General features: G+C 51.3%; 18 protein-coding genes. 10 read left to right on the plus strand and 8 right to left on the minus strand.

Annotated features, from left to right (window positions below):
• Positions 1 to 22 precede the first annotated feature (22 nt).
• Positions 23 to 2,137: a putative bifunctional diguanylate cyclase/phosphodiesterase gene (locus I6L53_RS10320; RefSeq protein WP_042318847.1), complete on the minus strand. Its 2,115-nt coding sequence runs from the start codon at positions 2,135 to 2,137 to the stop codon at positions 23 to 25.
• A 435-nt stretch (positions 2,138 to 2,572) separates the two neighbouring features.
• Between I6L53_RS10320 and I6L53_RS10325 the strand changes: the two genes are divergently transcribed.
• The 4 genes from I6L53_RS10325 to dbpA all read left to right on the plus strand — a co-directional run bounded on the left by I6L53_RS10325 (position 2,573) and on the right by dbpA (position 6,639).
• The gene (locus tag I6L53_RS10325) at positions 2,573 to 3,706 is read left to right on the plus strand and encodes a methyl-accepting chemotaxis protein (RefSeq protein WP_042318849.1); all 1,134 of its coding nucleotides are present in this window, start codon (positions 2,573 to 2,575) and stop codon (positions 3,704 to 3,706) included.
• Positions 3,707 to 3,794: 88 nt separating this feature from the next.
• Positions 3,795 to 4,778: a zinc transporter ZntB gene (gene zntB / locus I6L53_RS10330; protein ID WP_042318851.1), complete on the plus strand. Its 984-nt coding sequence runs from the start codon at positions 3,795 to 3,797 to the stop codon at positions 4,776 to 4,778.
• Positions 4,779 to 5,053: 275 nt separating this feature from the next.
• Complete coding sequence (gene ynaL, locus I6L53_RS23635) at positions 5,054 to 5,236, plus strand: proline-rich small protein YnaL (protein ID WP_072015686.1); 183 nt, start codon at positions 5,054 to 5,056, stop codon at positions 5,234 to 5,236.
• 29 nt (positions 5,237 to 5,265) lie between these two features.
• Entirely contained in the window at positions 5,266 to 6,639 is a 1,374-nt protein-coding gene (gene dbpA, locus I6L53_RS10335) for an ATP-dependent RNA helicase DbpA (protein WP_042318853.1), read from the plus strand.
• A gap of 44 nt (positions 6,640 to 6,683) precedes the next feature.
• Here dbpA and ttcA read toward each other — a convergent pair whose 3' ends face one another.
• From ttcA to nifJ, 5 genes are all read right to left on the minus strand, one after another.
• Positions 6,684 to 7,619, minus strand: coding sequence for a tRNA 2-thiocytidine(32) synthetase TtcA (ttcA, locus tag I6L53_RS10340; RefSeq protein WP_042318854.1), 936 nt, complete (start codon positions 7,617 to 7,619; stop codon positions 6,684 to 6,686).
• Between the two features lie 200 nt (positions 7,620 to 7,819).
• Positions 7,820 to 8,254 carry a universal stress protein UspF gene (gene uspF / locus I6L53_RS10345; RefSeq protein WP_042318856.1) on the minus strand — a complete coding sequence of 145 codons (435 nt, stop codon included), beginning with the start codon at positions 8,252 to 8,254 and terminating at the stop codon, positions 7,820 to 7,822.
• An 81-nt stretch (positions 8,255 to 8,335) separates the two neighbouring features.
• On the minus strand, positions 8,336 to 8,548 hold the full coding sequence (locus tag I6L53_RS10350) for a KTSC domain-containing protein (RefSeq protein WP_042318857.1): 213 nt from the start codon (positions 8,546 to 8,548) through the stop codon (positions 8,336 to 8,338).
• A gap of 156 nt (positions 8,549 to 8,704) precedes the next feature.
• Positions 8,705 to 9,829: a porin OmpC gene (gene ompC, locus I6L53_RS10355; RefSeq protein ID WP_042318858.1), complete on the minus strand. Its 1,125-nt coding sequence runs from the start codon at positions 9,827 to 9,829 to the stop codon at positions 8,705 to 8,707.
• Between the two features lie 364 nt (positions 9,830 to 10,193).
• Positions 10,194 to 13,718 (minus strand): pyruvate:ferredoxin (flavodoxin) oxidoreductase, encoded by a 3,525-nt coding sequence (gene nifJ / locus I6L53_RS10360; RefSeq protein ID WP_042318859.1) that lies wholly within the window; start codon positions 13,716 to 13,718, stop codon positions 10,194 to 10,196.
• A 788-nt stretch (positions 13,719 to 14,506) separates the two neighbouring features.
• Between nifJ and I6L53_RS10365 the strand changes: the two genes are divergently transcribed.
• Complete coding sequence (locus tag I6L53_RS10365) at positions 14,507 to 14,857, plus strand: NlpC/P60 family protein (RefSeq protein ID WP_232231072.1); 351 nt, start codon at positions 14,507 to 14,509, stop codon at positions 14,855 to 14,857.
• 156 nt (positions 14,858 to 15,013) lie between these two features.
• Positions 15,014 to 15,286: a putative hemolysin gene (locus I6L53_RS10370; RefSeq protein WP_042318861.1), complete on the plus strand. Its 273-nt coding sequence runs from the start codon at positions 15,014 to 15,016 to the stop codon at positions 15,284 to 15,286.
• A gap of 7 nt (positions 15,287 to 15,293) precedes the next feature.
• Here I6L53_RS10370 and hslJ read toward each other — a convergent pair whose 3' ends face one another.
• Together hslJ and I6L53_RS10380 are read right to left on the minus strand one after the other, a co-directional pair.
• The gene (gene hslJ, locus I6L53_RS10375; RefSeq protein ID WP_042318862.1) at positions 15,294 to 15,716 is read right to left on the minus strand and encodes a heat shock protein HslJ; all 423 of its coding nucleotides are present in this window, start codon (positions 15,714 to 15,716) and stop codon (positions 15,294 to 15,296) included.
• Between the two features lie 108 nt (positions 15,717 to 15,824).
• Complete coding sequence (locus I6L53_RS10380) at positions 15,825 to 16,814, minus strand: 2-hydroxyacid dehydrogenase (protein ID WP_042318863.1); 990 nt, start codon at positions 16,812 to 16,814, stop codon at positions 15,825 to 15,827.
• 699 nt (positions 16,815 to 17,513) lie between these two features.
• Here I6L53_RS10380 and I6L53_RS10385 point away from each other — a divergent pair.
• From I6L53_RS10385 to I6L53_RS10400, 4 genes are all read left to right on the plus strand, one after another.
• Positions 17,514 to 17,795, plus strand: a complete 282-nt coding sequence (locus I6L53_RS10385; RefSeq protein WP_042318865.1) for a hypothetical protein — start codon at positions 17,514 to 17,516, stop codon at positions 17,793 to 17,795.
• Between the two features lie 226 nt (positions 17,796 to 18,021).
• On the plus strand, positions 18,022 to 18,423 hold the full coding sequence (locus I6L53_RS10390; protein ID WP_052425372.1) for a winged helix-turn-helix domain-containing protein: 402 nt from the start codon (positions 18,022 to 18,024) through the stop codon (positions 18,421 to 18,423).
• Positions 18,424 to 18,605: 182 nt separating this feature from the next.
• Positions 18,606 to 19,124: a fimbrial protein gene (locus I6L53_RS10395; RefSeq protein WP_042318866.1), complete on the plus strand. Its 519-nt coding sequence runs from the start codon at positions 18,606 to 18,608 to the stop codon at positions 19,122 to 19,124.
• A 12-nt stretch (positions 19,125 to 19,136) separates the two neighbouring features.
• Positions 19,137 to 21,752 carry a fimbria/pilus outer membrane usher protein gene (locus I6L53_RS10400; RefSeq protein ID WP_052425373.1) on the plus strand — a complete coding sequence of 872 codons (2,616 nt, stop codon included), beginning with the start codon at positions 19,137 to 19,139 and terminating at the stop codon, positions 21,750 to 21,752.
• The last annotated feature ends 18 nt before the right edge of the window (positions 21,753 to 21,770 follow it).

Here is a 21,770-nt window from a genome sequence, read left to right on the forward strand (position 1 = left end):
TGCGCCCAGGCGAGAATGGTTTTTATAGTGTAATAGAGCGTTGTTGCGGTAAACAGGAAACAACGTTTAGCTGCTTAATGAGACTATCCCTTTGTAATAGCGCCGGTATTTTCTGCGCGGGTAAGGGTTGAGCATATAAAAAGCCCTGCAGTACGGCACAGCCCATTTGCGTCAGGAGTCGCTCTTGTTCTGGCGTTTCGATCCCCTCCGCGACGACGCGCAAATTCATAGAATGGGCGATATCAATAATCGTCGAGACAATTTTGCTGTTCTTGTTGTTCTCATTGATATCTTTAATAAAGATACGATCAATTTTCAATTCCCGCGCCGGGAGTGATTTCAACATTAGCATATTTGAATATCCGGTACCGAAGTCATCAATTGAAACCGTGATCCCGGCTGCTGAAAAGATATTAAGGATCTCAATGCCGCGTCCAGGATTCTTCAGCGCGACACTTTCCGTTATTTCCAGCGTTAACCGGGACGGTGGGATCTGGTAGCGGGCAAGCGCGCCACAGACGATATCGACAATGTCATGCTGCTCAAACTGCGTCGCAGAGAGGTTGACCGCGAGCGACCAGTCGGGATGCCCTTGCTGGGTCCATTGAGAAAGCTGTGAACACGCCTGCTGAATCACCCATTTCCCGACCGAAAGCATGAGGCCGGTATCTTCAAGCGTGGGGAGAAATGCGCCCGGTAGCAGTAACCCTTGCTCAGGATGCCGCCAGCGCAGCAGCGCCTCAAATCCGGTAAGCGTGTGGTTGCCGGCGGTGTATTTGGGCTGATACCAAAGCTCAAATTCATTACGCGCCAGCGCCTGCGACAGATCCTGTAAAAAGGCTGGCGCGGTGGTGACAATGGCCTCCATTTCCGGTTGGTAGATGGCCCAGCCATCGCGACCCTGCTGTTTCACATGATACATGGCGACGTCCGCTTTCACGCGTAACTCATGGGTGGTTGTGCCATGTTCGGGATAGACGCTCAGTCCGGCGCTGAGTGAAACATGAATGCTATGGCCTGAGAGGGAGAAAGGCATTCGCAGGGCGGTGGTAATACGGTCCATCCGCGTGGATATAGATTCGGTATCGTTCTCGGGCATCAACAAAATAAATTCGTCGCCACCTAAACGGGCAAGCGTCATGGTGTCATCAAGACAGGCAAGGATGCGCTGGCTACTGGCGACCAGCAGCTGGTCGCCAATATGATGACCCCAGGTGTCATTGACGACTTTAAAGCGATCAAGATCGATAAAAGCAAGGACAAACCGATGCTGGTGGAGGGCCGTGTCTTCCATAAAAGCCAATAAACAGGTGTCGATTTGTGCGCGGTTCGGCAACCCTGTCAGGGCATCAAAATGACTTTGTTGCGTCAGCTTCTTATTGAGATGGGAGAGATTTTCCGCCAGTTGCGACGCCCGCACCTGTGAGTCAAGCATGGAGATCACCAGCATCATACCCAGCGTCACCAGCGTGATGCCCGTGACGCAGATGGCGAGTTCACCCTGGCTGAGCCCCGTGTGAAGTGCGTGGCTGTGATGGTTAAATGTGGCCGCGCTCATGCCGGTGTAATGCATGGCGGAGATAGCCAGGGCGACAATCAATGCCGCTGCCAGCCGGCTAAGCAACGTCTGGCGCGTATTCTGGTGCGGTGAAAAAGCCAGTCGCAGGCCGAAACCGGAAGCCACGACGGCAATGAGCACGGACAGCGCAACCAGCCCAGGATTCCAGACGATAACACCATGTCCGATGACGGCTGCCATCCCAACATAATGCATGGCGACCATTCCCATGCTCAGAACAAGAGTCGCGGCGATCAGCCTGACGCGTGAGAACGGGGGACCAGAAATTGCAATGTGCATCGCAAGCGATGCCGCGAGCAGGGCGATGGTAAAGGAGAGGAAGGTCAACGGCAGGTGATAGTTAAGGGGCATGCTCATTTTCATCGCCAGCATTCCGATGAAATGCATCGACCAGATCCCCATTCCGAGCGTAATACCGCCCGACAAGCGCCAGAATGTTGATTCCCGACGCACAGAAATAGCCACTTTACCCGCGCTATCGAGGGAGACAAATGCAGCGATGAAGGCAACAAGAAACGAGATGCCGATTAATACCGGATCCCATGATACGTGCAACATCAGGCTTTCCATCGAGAGTCTGTCGTGCAGTTAAATTTAGCAGGGATTCATCCATTCGCATGAGAAAAGAGAGGACAAAGATCGAATTTTTTACCTTCCTCATTAGCGTCCAAAGGCGATAAACGGCAGGAGTACGAATGTACTTATCAAAACATTATGATATCTAATCATTTAAGTCAGATTTAACGCCCATTACTTAGAATGTCGTAGCGCTTAATTGTTAAGTAGTGGAATAGCTTAGGGCCGGAGGAAAAAACGCGCTCATGTCATGATTAACAGTAAGCATAAGGCAAACTTAATCGATATTATCCTTCTTTAAGGTAAATTTAATGAATCTCAGCGTGAAGATTGAACGGAGAGCCGAACGAGAAGAATATATGCTTTTCTGATGCTATATAAATATGACCTGCCATATTACTCTCTAACAGGTTTAAAATGTTAAAACACATTAGCGTCAGAACATTTATTATCGTATTTCTGCTATTAACTTTTTGTCTGATTAATACCGTGCAAATAATGTACTCGGTGAAGTTGCCGGTATTCATTGCAATGAATATCATTTTTCTGTTGGCGTTATTGTCATTATGGTGCTACATGACAATATATCTTGTCACGCCCATCAATACAGTGAAAAGAAGTATTGAAGCGGTGACCGCCGGAAATCTTGCCATTCATATTCCTGAATTTGGTAATAACTGTGCCGGGAGACTCATTCCGGGCATCAACAGTTTATCCGGCAGTATCGCGACGCTGGTGCGAGAGATCCGGCTATCTTCGAAAACAGCGCTGTCGCTGTCAGAACAGTTGGCCGCTCGTAGCGCTGAATTATCAGTAAAAACAGAACAGCAGTCAGCCTCATTAATCCAGACCGCCGCCAGTATGGAACAGATGGCAGCCAGCACCCGCAACAATGCCGACCACACACGACTTGCTAACCAACAGGCCGACAGTGCGATGCAATGCGCGTACAAGGGCAGTGAATTAATGGTGCAGGTTGCCAGTAATATGCATTCGATTACGGCGTGTGCACAGCAAATGACCGAAATAATCACTCTGATTGATGATATTGCGTTCCAGACCAATATTCTGGCTCTGAACGCCGCGGTAGAAGCTGCGCGCGCAGGTGAGCACGGAAAAGGATTTTCCGTTGTGGCAACGGAGGTTCGAAATCTGGCACACAGAAGCGCAGAGGCGGCAAAAAATATCCGGGGGCTCATCGACGTCACGCATCAAAATGTGCAGCAAGGCGCAATGGTTGTGGGGGAAACAGAAAAAAACATGCAGGAAATTGTTCAGGGAGCAGGACAATTAAGCCAGCTGATGAGTGAAATATCGATCACCACGGCTGAACAGGAAAAAGGGATCGATCAGATAACCCAGGCGATGAGTGAACTGGAAAAAGTGACTCAAAGTAACGCGCTGATGGTGGATGAATTATCCGGATCGTCGGATGTTCTGAAATCACAGGTTGTCGACCTCCAGTCTAAAACACATCAATTCCGTTTAAGTGAGCCGACAGAAGAGATTTCCCCCCCTGTGCATAAGCACTTTGTTCGGGGGTATTCATGAACCCCGGCACCACATTGGGAGAATGAGTAGTTGCTTAACATACGTCGACGGCTAGACTAACCAGAAAAGCGCGAGGTATGGAGGCGAAATGGAAGCCATTAAAGGGTCGGAAGTCAGTGTGCCGGATGCGGTGTTTGCCTGGTTGCTGGACGGCAAAGGCGGGGTAAAACCGCTGGAAGATGATGATGTGATCAGCAGCGAACATCCATGCTGGCTGCACCTGAACTACACGCATCCGGACAGCGCGCAATGGCTGGCAACGACGCCGCTACTACCGAATAACGTCCGGGATGCGCTGGCCGGTGAAAGTCTCCGTCCGCGCGTCAGCCGCCTGGGCGAAGGGACGCTCATTACGCTGCGCTGTATTAATGGCAGCACCGATGAACGCCCGGACCAACTGGTGGCCATGCGTCTGTATATGAATGAACGGCTGATCGTCTCCACGCGACAGCGTAAAGTGCTGGCGCTCGACGATGTGGTCAGCGATCTCCAGCAAGGCAGCGGGCCTACCGATTGCGGCGGCTGGCTGGTGGATGTATGCGATGCGCTGACGGACCACGCCAGTGAATTTATCGAACAGTTGCACGATAAGATCATCGATCTCGAAGATAATCTGCTCGATCAACAAATCCCGCCGCGCGGATTCCTTGCGCTACTGAGAAAACAACTGATTGTGATGCGCCGTTATATGGCACCGCAGCGGGATGTGTACTCGCGTCTGGCCAGTGAGCGTCTTCCGTGGATGACGGACGATCAGCGACGCCGGATGCAGGATATTGCCGATCGACTGGGAAGAGGGCTGGATGAAATTGATGCCTGCATTGCCCGTACCGGCGTCATGGCGGATGAGATTGCTCAGGTGATGCAGGAATCTCTGGCAAGACGCACGTATACCATGTCATTGATGGCGATGGTTTTCCTTCCCAGCACGTTTCTGACCGGACTGTTCGGCGTTAATCTCGGCGGCATACCTGGCGGAGGATGGCAATTTGGTTTTTCACTCTTTTGTATTCTGTTAGTGGTTCTGATTGGTGGTGTTACTTTATGGTTGCATCGTAGTAAATGGTTGTAAAAACGGGTGTTTTAAGAGATTTCCTTGCCTAAAAACGGCTTTAAGATTGAGCGAAGTCAATAAACAGGACGCCTGTTAGGGGCAATATCACTCTTGCAGGTGAATGCAACGTCAAGCGATGGGCGTTGCGCTCCATATTGTCTTACTTCCTTTTTTGAATTACTGCATAGCACAATTGATTCGTACGACGCCGACTTAAATAAGTCGGCTTTTTTTTGTCTGCCCGTTTTCAGCAGCTACCCTATAAGGGAGTCAATGACAGACCGGAGGCAACGATGTTTCAACTGTTAACCTTGCACGCTCGGGCGATTCATTTGTCTGATTCTGTGCCAACCGACCCCATTCCTGTTCCTGATCCGATTCCCCGCCCGCAGCCGATGCCGGATCCGCCGCCGGATGAAGAACCGATTAAATTGTCGCATCGCACGCGCAGATCTGCGAGGATACGCGCCTGCTGACTGTGAGTCGTTTACCGTGAGATGAAATTGTGACTGCTTTTGCTACCCTGAATGTATTACCCGCCGCCCAGCTTGAGAATCTGAATGAGTTGGGATATCTGTCCATGACGCCTGTACAGGCAGCGGCGTTGCCGGCGATCCTTGGCGGACAGGATGTCCGGGTGCAGGCGAAAACCGGCAGCGGTAAGACGGCAGCATTTGGTCTCGGGCTGTTACAACATATTGATGTCACCCTGTTTCAGACGCAGTCGCTGGTTCTGTGTCCGACGCGCGAACTGGCGGATCAGGTCGCTGGCGAACTGCGTCGGCTGGCGCGTTTTTTACCGAATACCAAAATCCTGACCCTCTGCGGCGGACAACCTTTCGGTGCGCAGCGCGATTCTCTTCAGCATGCGCCGCATATTATCGTCGCCACGCCTGGTCGTTTGCTCGACCACCTGCAAAAGGGCACTGTTTCGCTGGAGGCGCTGACCACGCTGGTGATGGACGAAGCCGATCGGATGCTGGATATGGGATTCAGTGAGGCGATAGACGAGGTGATCCGCTTCGCACCCGAATCGCGTCAGACGCTGCTGTTTTCTGCCACCTGGCCGGAAGCGATCGCGGCAATCAGCGGTCGCGTGCAGCGAAATCCGCTCTCTATCGAAATTGATTCGGTGGATGCGCTTCCTGCTATCGAACAGCAGTTCTTTGAAACCTCCGCGCACGGCAAAATTCCGCTATTGCAAACGTTGCTTAGCCAGCATCAGCCAGCCTCCTGCGTGGTGTTCTGTAATACCAAAAAAGATTGTCAGGCGGTGTGTGATGCGCTGAATGAGGCCGGACAAAGCGCGCTTGCGCTTCACGGCGATCTGGAACAGCGCGACCGCGATCAGACGCTGGTCCGCTTTGCCAACGGCAGTGTGCGCGTGCTGGTGGCAACTGACGTTGCGGCGCGCGGACTCGATATCAAATCCCTGGAGTTGGTGGTGAATTTCGAGCTGGCGTGGGATCCGGAAGTCCATGTTCATCGCATTGGACGTACCGCGCGAGCCGGGAACAGCGGTCTGGCTATCAGCTTTTGCGCACCGGAAGAAGCACAGCGGGCGAATATTCTCTCTGAAATGCTCCAGATCCCCCTCAACTGGGTCTCCGCGCCGACTCAACGTCTGCTCACGCCGCTGGTGGCTGAAATGGCGACGCTGTGTATCGACGGAGGCAAGAAAGCCAAAATGCGTCCGGGCGATGTGCTGGGTGCCTTAACCGGAGATATTGGTCTGGATGGCGCGGATATTGGCAAGATCACCGTTCATCCGGCGCATGTCTATGTGGCGGTCCGTCAGTCGGTGGCGCATAAGGCGTGGAAACAATTGCAGAATGGAAAAATTAAAGGTAAGACCTGCCGGGTTCGGCTACTGAAATAAACCTCTGTTGGGCCGGAGACGAAAAGTGTCCGGCCCATTTCACATTACTTCACTTCAACGACGTTCAGGCGGAGTTCATCAAGCTGATTGTCGTCTTCTTCCGGTTGCCAGCCTGCAGGCTGGAGAGGGATCTCTTCACGATCAAACGCCAGATCGCCGCCATCGACAACGTCCGAACCGTGTTTAATACCTTTGAAGTCGAAAAGGTTAATATCGCTCAGGTGTGAAGGCACCACGTTCTGCATGGCGCTGAACATGGTCTCAATACGGCCTGGATAGCGTTTATCCCAGTCACGCAGCATATCGGCAATGACCTGACGTTGCAGATTCGGCTGCGAACCGCACAGATTACAAGGGATAATCGGGAAGCCTTTGGCTTCGGCAAAGCGTTCAATATCCTTTTCACGGCAGTAGGCCAGCGGGCGAATCACGATATGTTTGCCATCATCGCTCATCAGCTTAGGTGGCATACCTTTCATTTTCCCGCCGTAGAACATATTCAGGAACAGGGTTTGCAGAATATCGTCGCGATGGTGGCCCAGTGCGATTTTGGTGGCACCCAGTTCCGTCGCCGTGCGGTAGAGAATACCGCGGCGCAGGCGTGAACAAAGAGAGCAGGTGGTTTTGCCTTCCGGAATCTTATCTTTCACGATCCCATACGTGTTCTCTTCAACAATCTTGTACTCAACGCCAAGCTGCTCAAGATAGCCAGGCAGAATATGCTCAGGGAAACCGGGCTGTTTCTGGTCCAGGTTAACCGCAACCAGCGAAAAACTAATGGGGGCGCTTTGCTGCAAATTGCGCAAAATTTCCAGCATGGTGTAGCTGTCTTTACCGCCGGACAGGCAGACCATGATACGGTCGCCATCCTCAATCATATTGAAATCGGCAATCGCTTCGCCCACGTTACGACGCAGACGTTTTTGCAATTTGTTCAGGTTGTACTGTTCTTTTTTACTAATATCTTGATTTTGCGACATGTAATAGAGGCTCAATTCATTGTGTGGCATCAGAAGAGTAGGCGTCACGGTAAAAAGACCGGCAAAGCTGTCTGATTTAAAAATAGTGGCCCGTATGGTACGGATAAGCGAGAAAAATGTCAGCACATTTATAGAACGTAGCTGGTGTGATGGTAGAGGCGGGTCCAAAAAAGCCCGCAGCGGTGTGCGGGCTGAAAATGTTAGCGTACAACCAGTACGGAACACTCTGCATGGCGTACCACGGCGGCAGCGTTCGACCCTAACAGATACGTTGTAATGTCCGGGCGATGCGAGGCGATAATCACCATATCTACCGCTAATTTTTTCGCCATTTCCAGAATCTTGTCTTTTGGCGAACCTTCAGCGATATGGATCTGTACTCTGTCTGACGGGATAGTGAACTTCTTGATTATCTCTTCCAGTTGAGATTTCGCTTCGGCTTTCAGATCGTCCATGGCAGGCAACTCCGCAGAGTAGGCCAGGCCCAGTGCAGAATAGTAAGGCAGAGACGGAATGACGGTCAGAAAATGAACCTGCGCATCGTCAATTTTCGCCTCGGCTTCGACATGATTAATCACACGTTGAGTTAATTCCGAGTCTGAAATATCGATAGGTACAAGAATTGTTCTGTTCATTAAACCTCCTGTTTGAGTATCCATATAAAGTGTAACGTCTTATCGCAGATTCAGTACAATGACAGTGATCACATTTCAACATTATTTGTTTTTAATTTCCGGGTATTTACCCTTAATAACACCGTCATAAAATCGGCCTTTAGAAACCACAGAAAGGAAATTTTGGTAGATATGCGCCGGGACGCCGCGATATTGCAGAACACCAGACTGATAGAAACGGATTTCCAGCGTAGAAGATTTCTCGTCATAGCCGACGGATGCGATTCGTGATGATTTTACGGGCTGATGGTTCATGGCGGGCATCCTCGACGGCAGGTCATACAGTGAATATATCATCTAACTGAAGGGGATTTTAGTCTTCAGGATATCGCGTTTTGTTATAGCTAAAGCGGATGGGTTATAACGGCGGGAAAAGGATAACAGCCCGCTGTAAGCAGCGGGCTATGGGGCTTAGAACTGATAGACCATACCGAGTGCGACGACATCATCGGTATTAATATTATTACGAGAATAGAAGCTGTCGTCGTTATCCAACAGGTTAATTTTATAATCCACGTAGGTGGACATGTTTTTGTTGAAGTAGTAAGTCGCGCCAATATCCGCGTATTTCACCAGATCTTTGCTGTCGTCATTGCCCTGGCCGGTCAGATCTTTTCCTTTTGACATCAGGAAGGAAACCGCCGGACGCAGACCGAAATCGAACTGGTATTGCGCAGTGACTTCAACGTTTTGGGTTTTGTTTGCTACGCCGTCATCACCGTACGGGGTCATGTTACGGGTTTCAGAGTACATGGTGGCCAGATAGATATTGTTGGCGTCATATTTCAGACCCGCCGTCCAGGCATCCGCCTTATCACCACCCGCAACGCGACCGCCGGTGTTGACCTGCTCGTTGGTCCGATCGGAAGTGGTGTAGGCTGCACCGAAGCTGATTCCCATCCCGAAGTCATAGGTTGAAGAGATACCGAAACCGTCGCCGTTCGAGTTCTGAACCGCGCGATCGCCGCCATTACCGGTACCTTCCTGTTCATTGGTAATCTGATCTTCGTTGGCTCCCTGATACTGCAGGGCAACGTTCAGGCCGTTAACCAGACCGAAGAAATCAGTATTACGCCAGGTCGCGACACCGTTAGCGCGACCCGTCATAAAGTTGTCAGAACGGGTGTAGGAGTCGCCGCCAAATTCAGGCAGCATATCGGTCCAGCCTTCCACGTCATACATGACGCCGTAGTTACGACCGTAGTCGAATGAACCGTAATCGCCAAATTTCAGGCCAGCGAAAGCAAGACGAGTAAAGCTGTTGCCGTGGTCGCTTTCGGTGGTGTTGGCATTAACCTGATATTCCCACTGGCCGTAACCGGTCAGTTGGTCATTAATCTGTGTTTCACCTTTAAAACCCAGACGTACATAAGTTTGATCGCCATCACTGTTAGCATCATCAGAGAAATAATGCAGGCCATCAACTTTGCCATAGAGATCTAATTTGTTGCCGTCTTTATTATAAACTTCAGCGGCATGCACTGCGCCAGCGGCTAACAGAGCAGGGATAACAAGGGCCAGTACTTTTCTTTTCATCGAAATAATCCTTTAGTTTTTTATTTACCTGTAACTCCCTCTGTTGGGGAGTAAAAACATGCTAAAGGAGAAGTTCCGTAAAGAGATAAGTATCAATCGTTACGTCTTAAGTTAAACCTTAAATAAATAATTCTATAGAAATGATAATAATTGGCATGAATATAATTGTATGAATTATATAAAATAAAAATTATACAAAATAAAGACGATGCGATATTCTGCGCCTGTTATATGCCTTTATTGTCACATACTGCTTTTTTGTTGGTCCATTGCGAAACGTACTGATTTGCCGACAAGAAACTGACAAGCCCGAACAGATGTTCGGGCTTTTTTTTGCGTTCAGGCAATGATACCGGCAACCGGGTCAGTCGGTACTGCTCTTCTCTGCTTTACCAGCCAGTTGCGCCAGGAAGTCATAGCGTTTTTGCAGATCCGCCGTGGCGTCTTTCCATAACTGTTCGGCTACTTCCGGCTGCTGCGCGTTCAGGCGACGGAAACGTTGTTCGTTGAGCAATGTCTCCGCCAGCGCATCTGACGGCGGGCGAGAGTCCAGCGCCAGCGGCAATTTACCTTCATCCGCACGGCGCGGATCAAAGCGGTAGAGCGGCCAGAAGCCGGTCGCCGTTAACTGACGCATCTGATCGTGACTCAGCGCGAGGTCATAGCCGTGTTCTTCACACGGGCTGTAGGCGATGATCAGCGACGGCCCCGGATACGCTTCCGCTTCCTGAATCGCCTTCACGGTCTGGTTGAGTTGTGCACCGAGCGAAATCTGCGCCACATAGACATGACCATACATCATCATGCTGACACCCAGATCTTTACGCGCCTTACGCTTACCGTGCTCACCAAATTTCGTTACGGCACCGAGCGGTGTGGCTTTTGAGGCTTGACCGCCAGTGTTGGAGTAGCACTGCGTATCCAGTACCAGAATATTGACGTTTTCAGTCAGGCTAAGTACATGATCCAGACCGCCAAAGCCAATATCGTAGGCCCAGCCGTCGCCGCCAATCAGCCAGATCGATTTTTCAACCAGCGCATCAGCGTCAGTAAGCAGTTCACGCGCACCATCGACATCCTTCAGATGCTGACGCAGCGCGGCAACCTGCTCACGACGCACTTCAGGTGTGGCTTCTGCATGCAACGCCTCGTTCAGTTCGGCCGGGATCTGGTCGGCAAACTGTTCAAGCAGGCGCAGAACGCGTACCCGATGTTGATCGACCGTCAGACGGAAACCCAGACCGAACTCTGCGTTATCTTCAAACAGCGAGTTCGCCCACGCGGGGCCGCGACCATTAGCATCGGTCGTGTACGGCGTCGAAGGCAGGTTACCGCCGTAAATAGACGAACAACCCGTGGCGTTGGCGATCAGCATTCTGTCACCGTAGAGTTGTGTCAGTAACTTGATATACGGCGTTTCGCCACAGCCCGAGCAGGCGCCGGAATATTCAAACAGCGGCGTAATCAACTGTGACGTACGAATATCGATGCGCTCAAGCGTGCTGCGGTCAATTTCCGGGAGGTCGAGGAAAAAGTCATAGTTCACTTTTTCTTCCTCTACGTGTTCAAGGCGGGACATCATATTGATGGCCTTGATTTCCGGATTCTGCCGATCTTTCGCCGGACACACTTCCACGCACAGATTACAGCCGGTGCAATCTTCCGGTGCGACCTGCAGAACGTATTTCTGCCCGCGCATGTCGCGTGATTTCACATCCAGCGAATGCAGGCTTGAAGGGGCGTTTGCCATGGCTTCCGGCGAGACCACTTTGGCGCGAATCGCCGAGTGCGGGCAGGCGGCAACGCAGTGGTTACACTGGGTGCAAAGCTCTTCTTTCCAGATGGGGATCGTTTCGGCAATGTTGCGTTTTTCCCAGCGCGTGGTGCCCATAGGCCAGGTGCCGTCGGGCGGGAGCGCCGAAACGGGAAGGGCGTCGCCGAGTCCCGCGAGCATGGCGGCGGTGACCGTTTTTACAAAGTCAGGCGCGGCGTCAGACACCACCGGAGGACGGTTGGCGCTGTGCGGATCAACCGCTTGCAGCGGCACCTCAACAACGGATTCCCGCGCCAGTGCCAGCGCCTGCCAGTTGCGCTCCACCAGGTCCTGTCCTTTGCTGCTGTAGCTTTTGGCGATCGCGCCCTGAAGCTCAGCCAGCGCGCTGTCGCCAGGCAGGATTTGAGTCAGATGGAAAAACGCCATTTGCATGACGGTGTTAATACGTGCCGCCAGTCCACATTCACGGGCGATTTTCGCCGCATTGATGACGTAAAAACGCGCTTTCTTCTGATTCAGTACCGCCTGTACTTCCTGCGGTAACCGCGACCATACCTCATCGGCGGGATAAGGTGTATTCAGCAGGAAAATGCCCCCAGGTTTCAGACGCTCAGCCATCTGGTACTTGTCGATAAACTGCAGCTGGTGGCAGCCGACAAAATCGGCCTGAGAAACCAGGTAAGCGGATCGAATCGGCTGTTCACTCACGCGCAGGTGAGAAACCGTCAGACCGCCAGCCTTTTTAGAGTCATAAACGAAGTAACCCTGGGCATACCACGGCGTCGAATTGCCGATGATCTTGATATTGTTCTTGGTTGCCGAAACGCTGCCGTCACTGCCGAGGCCGTAAAACAGCGCCTCCAGTTTAGCGGTAGACGGTAAGGTGTTATCAGGTAGCGGCAACGACAGGTTGGTCACATCATCGTAAATACCAACGGTAAAGCGCGGTTTGGGTTTGGCGTGGTTCAGCTCATTAAAGACCGCCAGCACGCAGTCCGGACCAAATTCTTTTGACGAGAGGCCATAACGGCCGCCAATCACACGCGGCAACGTTTCGCGTTCGCCGCAGTTGAAGGCTTCCGCCAGCGCGGTCATCACATCGAGATACAATGGTTCGGCCTGTGCACCCGGTTCTTTGGTGCGATCGAGCACGGCAACCGCGCGGACGGAATCAGGCAAGGCCCGCAGCAGATGCGTAGCCGAGAAGGGGCGGAACAGACGGACTTTCAGTACTCCGACTTTTTCACCACGCGTCAACAGTTCATCGACCACCTCTTCGCTGGTACCAATGGCGGAGCCCATCAGAATGATGACCCGCTCGGCCTGCGGATGGCCGTAGTATTCAAACGGCTGATACTGACGACCCGTTGCCGCGGCGAAGTCATTCATCGCCTGTTGGACATGGTCATATACCGCGTCATACCACGGGTTGGTTGCCTCCCGGGACTGGAAGTAAGTATCCGGATTCGCAGAGGTACCGCGGATCACCGGGTGTTCCGGATTGAGCGCCCTGGCGCGGTGCGCCTCAATTTCAGCCTGCGGCATCAGGCCGCGAATTGTGTCATCCGCCAGCGGAATGATTTTGTTGATCTCATGCGATGTGCGGAAACCATCAAAGAAGTGAATAAAGGGAACCCGACTTTTCAGGGTGGCGATTTGTGAGATCAGCGCAAAGTCCTGCGCTTCCTGGACGCTTGCCGCGCACAGCATGGCGCAGCCGGTCTGGCGGACGGCCATAACATCAGAATGATCGCCAAAAATGGACAGCGCATGGGTTGCCACCGTTCGTGCGGCGACATGCAGTACAAAGGGGGTTAACTGGCCCGCCAGTTTGTACAGCGTGGGGATCATCAGCAGTAACCCCTGTGAAGAGGTAAAGGAGGTGGCAAGCGCGCCGGTTTGCAGCGCACCGTGAACGGTCGCAATAGCGCCACCCTCCGACTGCATTTCGACGACGCGTGGCGTATCCCCCCAGATATTTTTAAGCCCGTTGCCTGCCCAGGCATCTGCCTGTTCGGCCATCGTTGAACTGGGCGTAATGGGGTAGATGGCGATAACTTCACTGGTACGAAACGCCACCGAAGCGACTGCACCATTACCGTCAATTGTTTGCATATGACACCCTTACATTGCGCAAAAAAGAGGGACGCAGGAAACGACTTAGCGCCCTGATAGTTATTTCTTTAGTATAGGACTTTCCTGTATTCCCTTGAAGTTGTGCCGCTTTCGAGTGCACAAATTGACACAAGGATCGCAAAATGAATGGCCATGTTATTGCACGGCGATAAACCCCGTCTTGTATATTTTATTGTGATTTTATGTTACGAATTGGTTATTGCGCGTGAGGTCGGAAATGAATTTTTTATTACTCATCACGATAATATTATCGTTGACACAATAATATAAACTGCATTGTCCAGAAATGGATTTGGATTTTCTTTGAGAATTTCCTTAATGAATTTATTATCTTCGCGATTATCGTTGCAACGTACATTTCTTAATAAGGCTTTTTAAGTTCGGTATCAGTCAGTCCACGCCTATACTGAGCGCAGTTCAGGACAAGAAGCGCCAGGAAATCTTCTTGTTACTGAATATCGATAATCTCTATTTAATCGCGAATACGCGTTATAACAAAAATGACCCTTTTATTTATCACTATCGATAAATTTGTTTTCGTGCGCAAAAAGTCTGGATGTGTTCATGTAATTAATTGTTTTGATTAGGTTATGTTTAGAATATTTCTACTTGCTTTACTGGTTTCTGTTTCGTCATCGTCATTTGCCATGATGAAGAGCCAGCTTAAAAACATAAGTTTCAATGCCGTATCTCATCTGACTTATTCTGAAGGGTACTTTTCGCAAGCGCCTGTTCCGAATAAGAGAGCGCAACTGAAGCGTCGCATTATGAGTGAATTTGCGGCGTGGAGAGGAACCGATTACCGACTGGGAGGGGATAGCCGCAGGGGAATTGATTGTTCCGCGTTCACGCGCAGAATCATCGCGTCGGTGATCAACAGACGTTTACCGCGTACGGCGCTGGAGCAAAGCCATACCGGTCATCCTGTCAGTCAGCGTGAACTCAACGTCGGCGATTTGGTGTTTTTTAAAACGGAACCGAATGTGCATCATGTGGGCGTCTATATCGGCAATGACTCCTTTATTCATGCATCCAGTTCGCAAGGCGTGACGCTGTCACATCTGTCAAATCAATACTGGCAACAGCATTATCTGACCGCCCGTCGGGTTAGTGCGTAGCGGCTGAACCGGTCCGTGGGATCAAAAACTCCGTGAAAAAGCGCAATAAAATGCGGCGAGGCCGCATAAATGCGCGTTTTGGCTCTCGACGCAGCGGATTCGGATGCCTATTATTAGTGCGGCTTGTTTACGCTTACAGAATATGAGGGGAGTCAAATGCGCGCAGCGTTTTGGGTAGGATGTGCCGCGTTATTATTGTCGGCTTGCAGCAGCGACAATGAACCTGTTCAACAGGCGACAGCAGCGCATGTCGCACCGGGTTTAAAAGCGGCGATGACCAGTTCCGGTGAGGCCAATTGCGCCATGATTGGCGGTTCACTCTCCGTTGCTCGTCAACTGGATGGATCGGCAATCGGCATGTGTGCGCTTCCCAACGGCAAACGTTGCAGCGAGCAATCCCTCGCCGCGGGAAGTTGTGGTAACTACTGAGCAGCCATTACTGCACTAAATCGGCAAGTTTATAGCTTAACGTGTGTTCCGCGGTGGCCAGAGTGAGCTGGTTTGCGGTCAGGTCTACTTGTGCGCCCTGTTTCAGCATGGTGCTGAGGGTATTGTCCAGCTCGCTGAGCTGGGGATCGGCGCACATCATGCGGGTCATCACCATCTCTTTAACCTTCAATGCGCCGTCAGAGAGTGATGCCTGACCGTTGAAGCGATTACACATATTGCCTGAAATCGTCATCTTTTCGCCAAAGCTCAGCTCAAGGGGATGACCTGTTGCATTGACCGGTTTACCGTCCACACTCTCCAGAACAAAGCGGTGATGCTGTAATTGCTCACGGCTGACCGATACTTTTCCATTGCTTACACAACCTGCTACCAGCAGGCTCAGCGCGACCAGCGCGATGACCTTCTTCATGTTAACTCTCTGCATTAAAGCGTAATCGCCACCGACAGCATACCGATCTTATCGCCAGTGGCTTTGGGGAAATTCTGAAAACCCCTCCTGCGAACAGGAGGGGGTGGATCAGAACAGGGCGTTAGGGCAGGTTTCTCCGTTCGCCAACTGCTGTAAATTCTGTAGCGTAGTCTCAGAAATACTGGTCAGCGCTTCGGCGGTCAGGAAGGCCTGATGTCCGGTGAACAGGACGTTGTGACAGGCCGACAGACGACGGAAAACATCATCCTGGATAACGTCGTTCGACTTATCTTCGAAGAACAGATCGCGCTCGTTTTCGTAAACGTCCATTCCCAGCGAACCAATTTTCTGATTTTTCAGCGCTTCAATCGCCGCCTGAGAATCAATTAGCGCGCCGCGACTGGTGTTAATGACCATCACGCCGTTCTTCATCTGATCGAACGCGGCATGGTTTAGCAGGTGATAGTTTTCCGGTGTTAACGGGCAGTGCAGCGAAATCACATCGGATTCGGCGAACAGCGTCGGCAGATCAACATATTCCACGCCGAGTTCGAGCGCAGCCGCACTGGGATACGGATCAAACGCCAGCAGACGCATGCCAAAGCCTTTCAGTATACGCAGGGCGGCGATACCAATTTTCCCGGTGCCAATCACCCCCGCGGTTTTCCCGTGCATAGTGAAACCCGTTAACCCTTCAAGAGAGAAATTGGCGTCGCGGGTACGCTGGTATGCGCGGTGAATGCGGCGGTTGAGGGTCATCATCATACCAACCGCGTGTTCCGCGACCGCTTCCGGAGAATAAGCCGGAACACGAACGACCTGCAGACCCAGCTCTTTTGCCGCATCCAGATCGACGTTATTGAAACCCGCGCAGCGCAGCGCAATATACTTAACACCATGGTTTTTCAGCTCTTCGAGTACTGGCCGGCTGCCATCATCGTTCACGAAGATACAAACCGCTTCGCAGCCATGTGCGGTTTTAGCCGTTTTCTCCGTCAACAGAAAATCAAAGAATTCAAGCTCAAAGCCAAAAGCCTCGTTAACCTGTTGCAGGTACTTCTTGTCGTACTGTTTTGTACTGTAGACGGCGAGTTTCATAAGACTTTCTCCAGTGATGAGGAATCACAGTTATCTAATTCAAATTATTCTACAAAATATAAAATATCATTGAAAGTGATACGTATAATGAATAATTCTAGAGCATCTATTCTGACTGCGTTTATCATACTAAATTTCAACAACTTTCTTAAACCTATGTCTACTTTTGTGGCGTCATGAGGGGCGTGTTGTTCATCTCTGCGATCCGCCTTGATCAGCCCTCGTAAACCGTCAGCGCATCGTCATGACCGACTTCCATTTCACCGGCAAGTTTGCCGGGGGAGGACTGTGTAGGAACCCTTGCATTTCCGGCACTCTGTTCCAGAACGATGCCAGGGGCGCTGACGAGAGTAATGTGACGTCTTTCCCCAATTATTCGAAGGTGACCTGATAGTCTGGATCTATTTGACCGACACGATAAACGCCGCGGATAGTAGCGATAATTTCATTCAATTCTGAATTGTTCTTTCTTTTTCTCTGTTCCAGAGAATAAATATATTACATCAACCTTCACAAGGTACGCTTCCTGCTATAAACGTACCTGATATTCTGCATTTTTTGATGGTATTTCAGTTGTCACGACCCATTTGAATCAGATCTCCTGGCCTGGTGAGAAAAACAGTCTGTCTGTAGGCAAAGATTCGTGGACCGCATGTTCTGGTCGCAGGTGTGGATGATCTAAAGATGTGACAGAATTTTATGGATAAAACAGCTCAAGCATTTCACCTGTCTGCGATTTTTTCATCATTCACCTTGCCATTTTACCAGTGTTTAATTCTTCAATTTCACATTTATTGGTTAAACAAACTAAATATTGATGGCTTTGCGACTTTAGATACCAAAAAAGAACGGCAAAAGCGAAGCTACACCCAACTGATGCAGAACAAGGAAATGAACAAAAGAACACTTGCCAGTGAATTAATGAAACAATCCATTAACAAAGACGCTAAGATTTTTTTTAAGGCCAATATAAAATATTAATGACTTCATTGAACAATGTTTCATTTCACGAACAATACAGGTAATCAATTTCGTTTTGTAGAAATTTTTGATGGCTTACCATTCACTGTTTGGCACTTTGTTTTGATTGTGATTGTTTTTTTGGTTTTTAAATCTTCATGCGCGTTTTTAATTAGGATGGGTTTAATTAGGAAAATCGATCGTTATGATAACAAAAAGAAATGGAGTGTCAGAATATGGAGCGGTAATGGACCAGCATATGAATAAACCGTATGGATATCTTATCGATTCCACAGTTCTCTATTTGCCCTCTCAGCAGCAACTTATCAGCAACCGTGGAAATGCCTGCCAGCTGAGGCATACGATGAGCGAGCTGCTCAGTTACCTGATGCAGCATGCTGAAAAAGGTGTGATTACCGATGACGAAATAATATATAACGTTTGGGAAAGAAATAATCTTTTAGGTACCCATAGCCGCCTCTGGCAGGTTATGCAAAATTTAAAAAGAAGCTTAAATAAAGTGGGTATCGAAACCGAACTGTTTATACGTGTCAGAGGGAAAGGATACTATCTGAGGAGTGACATAATAACGCCGCTGTATACATGGACTGATAAAGTTAATCACGGGTTTAACGACGATGATAATTAAATCGATTTGCCGTGATACTGCGCAATAAGAATTCATCATGTGAAGTGCACTGTTATCTCGCCAGGAATTTCGCCATTTAACGAGGGAGTATTACTGTCGGCATAATAAAGCAATTCAGGATGATAATAAATCTGCAGGAAAACCAGCAGATATAGGTATATCAATAAAATGGAGTTTTACATATGAAAGCAAATCGTTTGTTTATTTCTGCACTGGTCTCTTCTGCACTGATGTCTGCAGGGGCGATGGCGGCGGATGGCACCATTAACTTCTCGGGCAGCATCACGGCATCCGCCTGTGAAACCATTGTTGGCGCTGTTCAGGATGGCAACAGCACCCCAAGCCTGACCGCCACGGTTAACCTGCTCAGTGCAACCAGCGATGCATTCACTGCCGTCGGCGACATTGTGAACAAAACCCCGTTCTCAATCCAGCTGTCGGGCTGCACCGCATCCACTGGCGCTGAAAACGTCAGGGCACTGTTCTCCGGCACGGCGCCCGTGGCGGGCGAGCCTAACCTGCTGGCAAACACCGGTGTGGCCACCAACGTGGGCATTGTGATCCTGAACTCCGCCGGGACCGATGAAATCAGCCTGAACCAGACGAACCCCAGCCCGGATGATACCACCATCAACCTGGATGAAGGTGCGGCAATGCCTACCACAACCGGCGACGTCACGCTCAGATACCAGGCGGGGTGAAGGGAGTGTTTTATGCGTGAGTTAAAGCCAGAGTCTTCTGCCATCAACAGCCTGCAGGTGATGGTCAGGTTGTTGTTGACAGCGGGCTTCATCAGCGCCGGCTGTGCTCTGCCTGGATATGCACTTGCCGAATCTGGTTTTGAAGAAGCTTTTCTGCTGAAGGATAAAAATGGCGTGTCACCGGAAGTATTTATCACCCGCAACGCCGTGTCTCCCGGGTTAAAGCAGGTAGATATCCGGGTTAACGATCAGCTTGCAGAAAACTGGGAAGTCCTGTTTGTGGTGAACAAAGAGCAACTGACCGTACCCTGCCTGACATATTCACAGCTGAAAATGCTGGGACTGAAGGTCAGCCTTTATGAGGGCTGGATCACCCGCGATCGGGACAGTGCGACTACCGCGTCTGACGCTGAACCACAGCAGTGTGAAGATCTCCTGCAACGGATACCGGCGTCTCTCATCCGTTACGATGATGCCAGCCAGGTTCTGCAAATTACTGTGCCTCAGGAAGCGGTCGACAGGCAGCGCTTCGCCATGATTTCTCCCCTCGAATGGGACGAAGGGGTGCCCAGTCTGCGTACGGCTTATCGGGGGTATTACTACTCTTCCAGCCTCAAGGGGCATTCAGGTAATGGGGGAAAAACGAATGACAGCACGTTCCGTAGCGCCTACATCAGCCTGAACAGCGTGGGAACGCTCGGCGCATGGCGTTTTTACAGTATCGATTCCTTCTACCGGAATCCGGGAAAGGGCTGGGATTCAAATCATGACCGAAGCTACATTGCGCGGGACATCGCAGCGCTACGCAGCCAGTTCCAGGCCGGGGAAATTTACTCCAGAACGTCAGGCTACATGACAGGAACGGTGCCGGTCAGCGGTGTTTCGCTGGCTACCAGTGAGCGCATGCTGCTGGACAACCAGTTCCGTTACGCGCCGGTGATCCGGGGCGTTGCGCGGACTAACGCCCGTCTGGTGGTCCGCCAGCGGGGGAACATCATCTACAGTAACACGCTGACCCCTGGGCCGTTTGCCATTGATGACCTGTACAGTGCGCAGGTTGGTGCGGACCTTGATGTCACCGTGGAAGAATCTGACGGTCAGTTCCAGGTGTTCCGCGTCCCCTATACGGCGCTGCCGAATATGATCCGCCCGGGGGCATTTCGCTACAGCGCCACCGCAGGGAAATACCGTAGTCAGAATGCCGGAACCGAAGAGCCACTGCTGGCCACCGGCAGTCTGGAATACGGCTTTGAGCATTTCACGCTCAACAGTTCCCTGTTGACCTCGGAAGATTATCAGTCGCTGAGTACCGGACTGGCCTGGAATATTGGCAATATCGGCGCTTTCTCCACGGAGGTTGCCTATGCACGCCACCGGGAAACCTGGAATAAGGACCAGTCCCAGGAAGGCTCGGCGGTGCGTTTTCTTTATGCCCGCTATTTTGACCTGACCGCCACCTCCCTGCAGATTCTGGGCTACCAGTACCGTTCGAAGAATTATCTCGATTTCTCCGAATTCATCTCGCGGCACAGCCATACTGACATCGACGGCTTTGAGCCGGGACAGTCGGAATGGAATCGCCGTAAGCGCAGCCGGGTGGAGATGAACGTCAACCAGAATCTGTACGATTTTGGCAACCTGTATCTGTCCCTGAGCCAGGACCGGTTTTACGGTACCGGCCGTAAAAGTACCTCGATAAGCGGTGGGACAGGAACGACCATCGGCCCGGCCAGCGTGTCACTCTCCTGGACGCATACCCGCGACAGCAGCATCAATGACAATATTCTGAGCCTGTCCGTCAGCCTGCCGCTGGGAGGCTACGATGAGCGGAGAAGTAACTACGGCTCAGTGAACTACGGACTTACCCGTGACCGGGATAACCGTTACAGCCAGTCGCTGGGGTATTCCGGCAGCGCTCTGGACAATGCCGTGAGCTATTCCGCCAACGTCCAGCGCAGCAGCCAGGGGAAATACAGCGAGTCCGGCTCGCTGGGGTATAACGGCAGTATGGCGAATCTCAGCGGCGGCGTGAGCCACAGCAGCGATTACAACCAGTATTCAGCGGGGATGAGCGGGGGCGTTACGCTGTACAGCGGAGGCGCCATTCTCTCCCCGGCGCTTGGCGATACTATCGCCATTGTGGAAACCCCCGGGGCATCAGGAATTGGGGTGTCAGGAAACAACCGCGCCCGGACCGATTATTTCGGCCATGCCGTCGTGACGTATCTCACGCCTTACCGCTACAACACCGTCAGCCTGGATACCAGCGGAACGGAGAATGTGGAGCTGAAAGAGTCCTCCCGCAAAGTGGTGCCGACCCCGGGAGCGGCAGTTCACCTTAAATTTGCGACCCGTGTAGGGCGCCGGGCGATGGTGGAAATCCGTAGTGCCAGATCGGTTCCGCTGGGTGCCATGGTGTATCTGGATGGAGAAAAAGATGAGGCCGGCATCGTGGGGAATAAGGGACTGACCTATCTCAGCGGCCTGGATGCCCGCCAGGCGCAGACGCTTCGCGTGGTCTGGGGAGAAGGACAAAACGAACACTGCACGTTTACGGTACCTGCTGCCACTGAGGAGCAGCGTAAACCGGAGAACTGGCATCATAAGATTGTGGTGGACTGCCGGTGAGGCAGCCACAGCCGTCAC

Source organism: Citrobacter farmeri, from assembly GCF_019048065.1.
Taxonomy (GTDB): Bacteria; Pseudomonadota; Gammaproteobacteria; order Enterobacterales; family Enterobacteriaceae; genus Citrobacter_A; species Citrobacter_A farmeri.

Coding starts and splice junctions, on each gene's coding strand:
- ttcA (WP_042318854.1), bottom strand. CDS start 7,619: ATGTCGCAAAATCAAGATATTAGTAAAAAAGAACAGTACAACCTGAAC.
- I6L53_RS10395 (WP_042318866.1), top strand. CDS start 18,606: ATGAAAGCAAATCGTTTGTTTATTTCTGCACTGGTCTCTTCTGCACTG.
- I6L53_RS10325 (WP_042318849.1), top strand. CDS start 2,573: ATGTTAAAACACATTAGCGTCAGAACATTTATTATCGTATTTCTGCTA.
- I6L53_RS10365 (WP_232231072.1), top strand. CDS start 14,507: ATGAGTGAATTTGCGGCGTGGAGAGGAACCGATTACCGACTGGGAGGG.
- ompC (WP_042318858.1), bottom strand. CDS start 9,829: ATGAAAAGAAAAGTACTGGCCCTTGTTATCCCTGCTCTGTTAGCCGCT.
- I6L53_RS10390 (WP_052425372.1), top strand. CDS start 18,022: ATGGACCAGCATATGAATAAACCGTATGGATATCTTATCGATTCCACA.
- I6L53_RS10320 (WP_042318847.1), bottom strand. CDS start 2,137: ATGTTGCACGTATCATGGGATCCGGTATTAATCGGCATCTCGTTTCTT.
- I6L53_RS10380 (WP_042318863.1), bottom strand. CDS start 16,814: ATGAAACTCGCCGTCTACAGTACAAAACAGTACGACAAGAAGTACCTG.
- ynaL (WP_072015686.1), top strand. CDS start 5,054: ATGTTTCAACTGTTAACCTTGCACGCTCGGGCGATTCATTTGTCTGAT.
- zntB (WP_042318851.1), top strand. CDS start 3,795: ATGGAAGCCATTAAAGGGTCGGAAGTCAGTGTGCCGGATGCGGTGTTT.
- hslJ (WP_042318862.1), bottom strand. CDS start 15,716: ATGAAGAAGGTCATCGCGCTGGTCGCGCTGAGCCTGCTGGTAGCAGGT.
- nifJ (WP_042318859.1), bottom strand. CDS start 13,718: ATGCAAACAATTGACGGTAATGGTGCAGTCGCTTCGGTGGCGTTTCGT.
- I6L53_RS10400 (WP_052425373.1), top strand. CDS start 19,137: ATGCGTGAGTTAAAGCCAGAGTCTTCTGCCATCAACAGCCTGCAGGTG.
- I6L53_RS10350 (WP_042318857.1), bottom strand. CDS start 8,548: ATGAACCATCAGCCCGTAAAATCATCACGAATCGCATCCGTCGGCTAT.
- I6L53_RS10370 (WP_042318861.1), top strand. CDS start 15,014: ATGCGCGCAGCGTTTTGGGTAGGATGTGCCGCGTTATTATTGTCGGCT.
- I6L53_RS10385 (WP_042318865.1), top strand. CDS start 17,514: ATGGATAAAACAGCTCAAGCATTTCACCTGTCTGCGATTTTTTCATCA.
- uspF (WP_042318856.1), bottom strand. CDS start 8,254: ATGAACAGAACAATTCTTGTACCTATCGATATTTCAGACTCGGAATTA.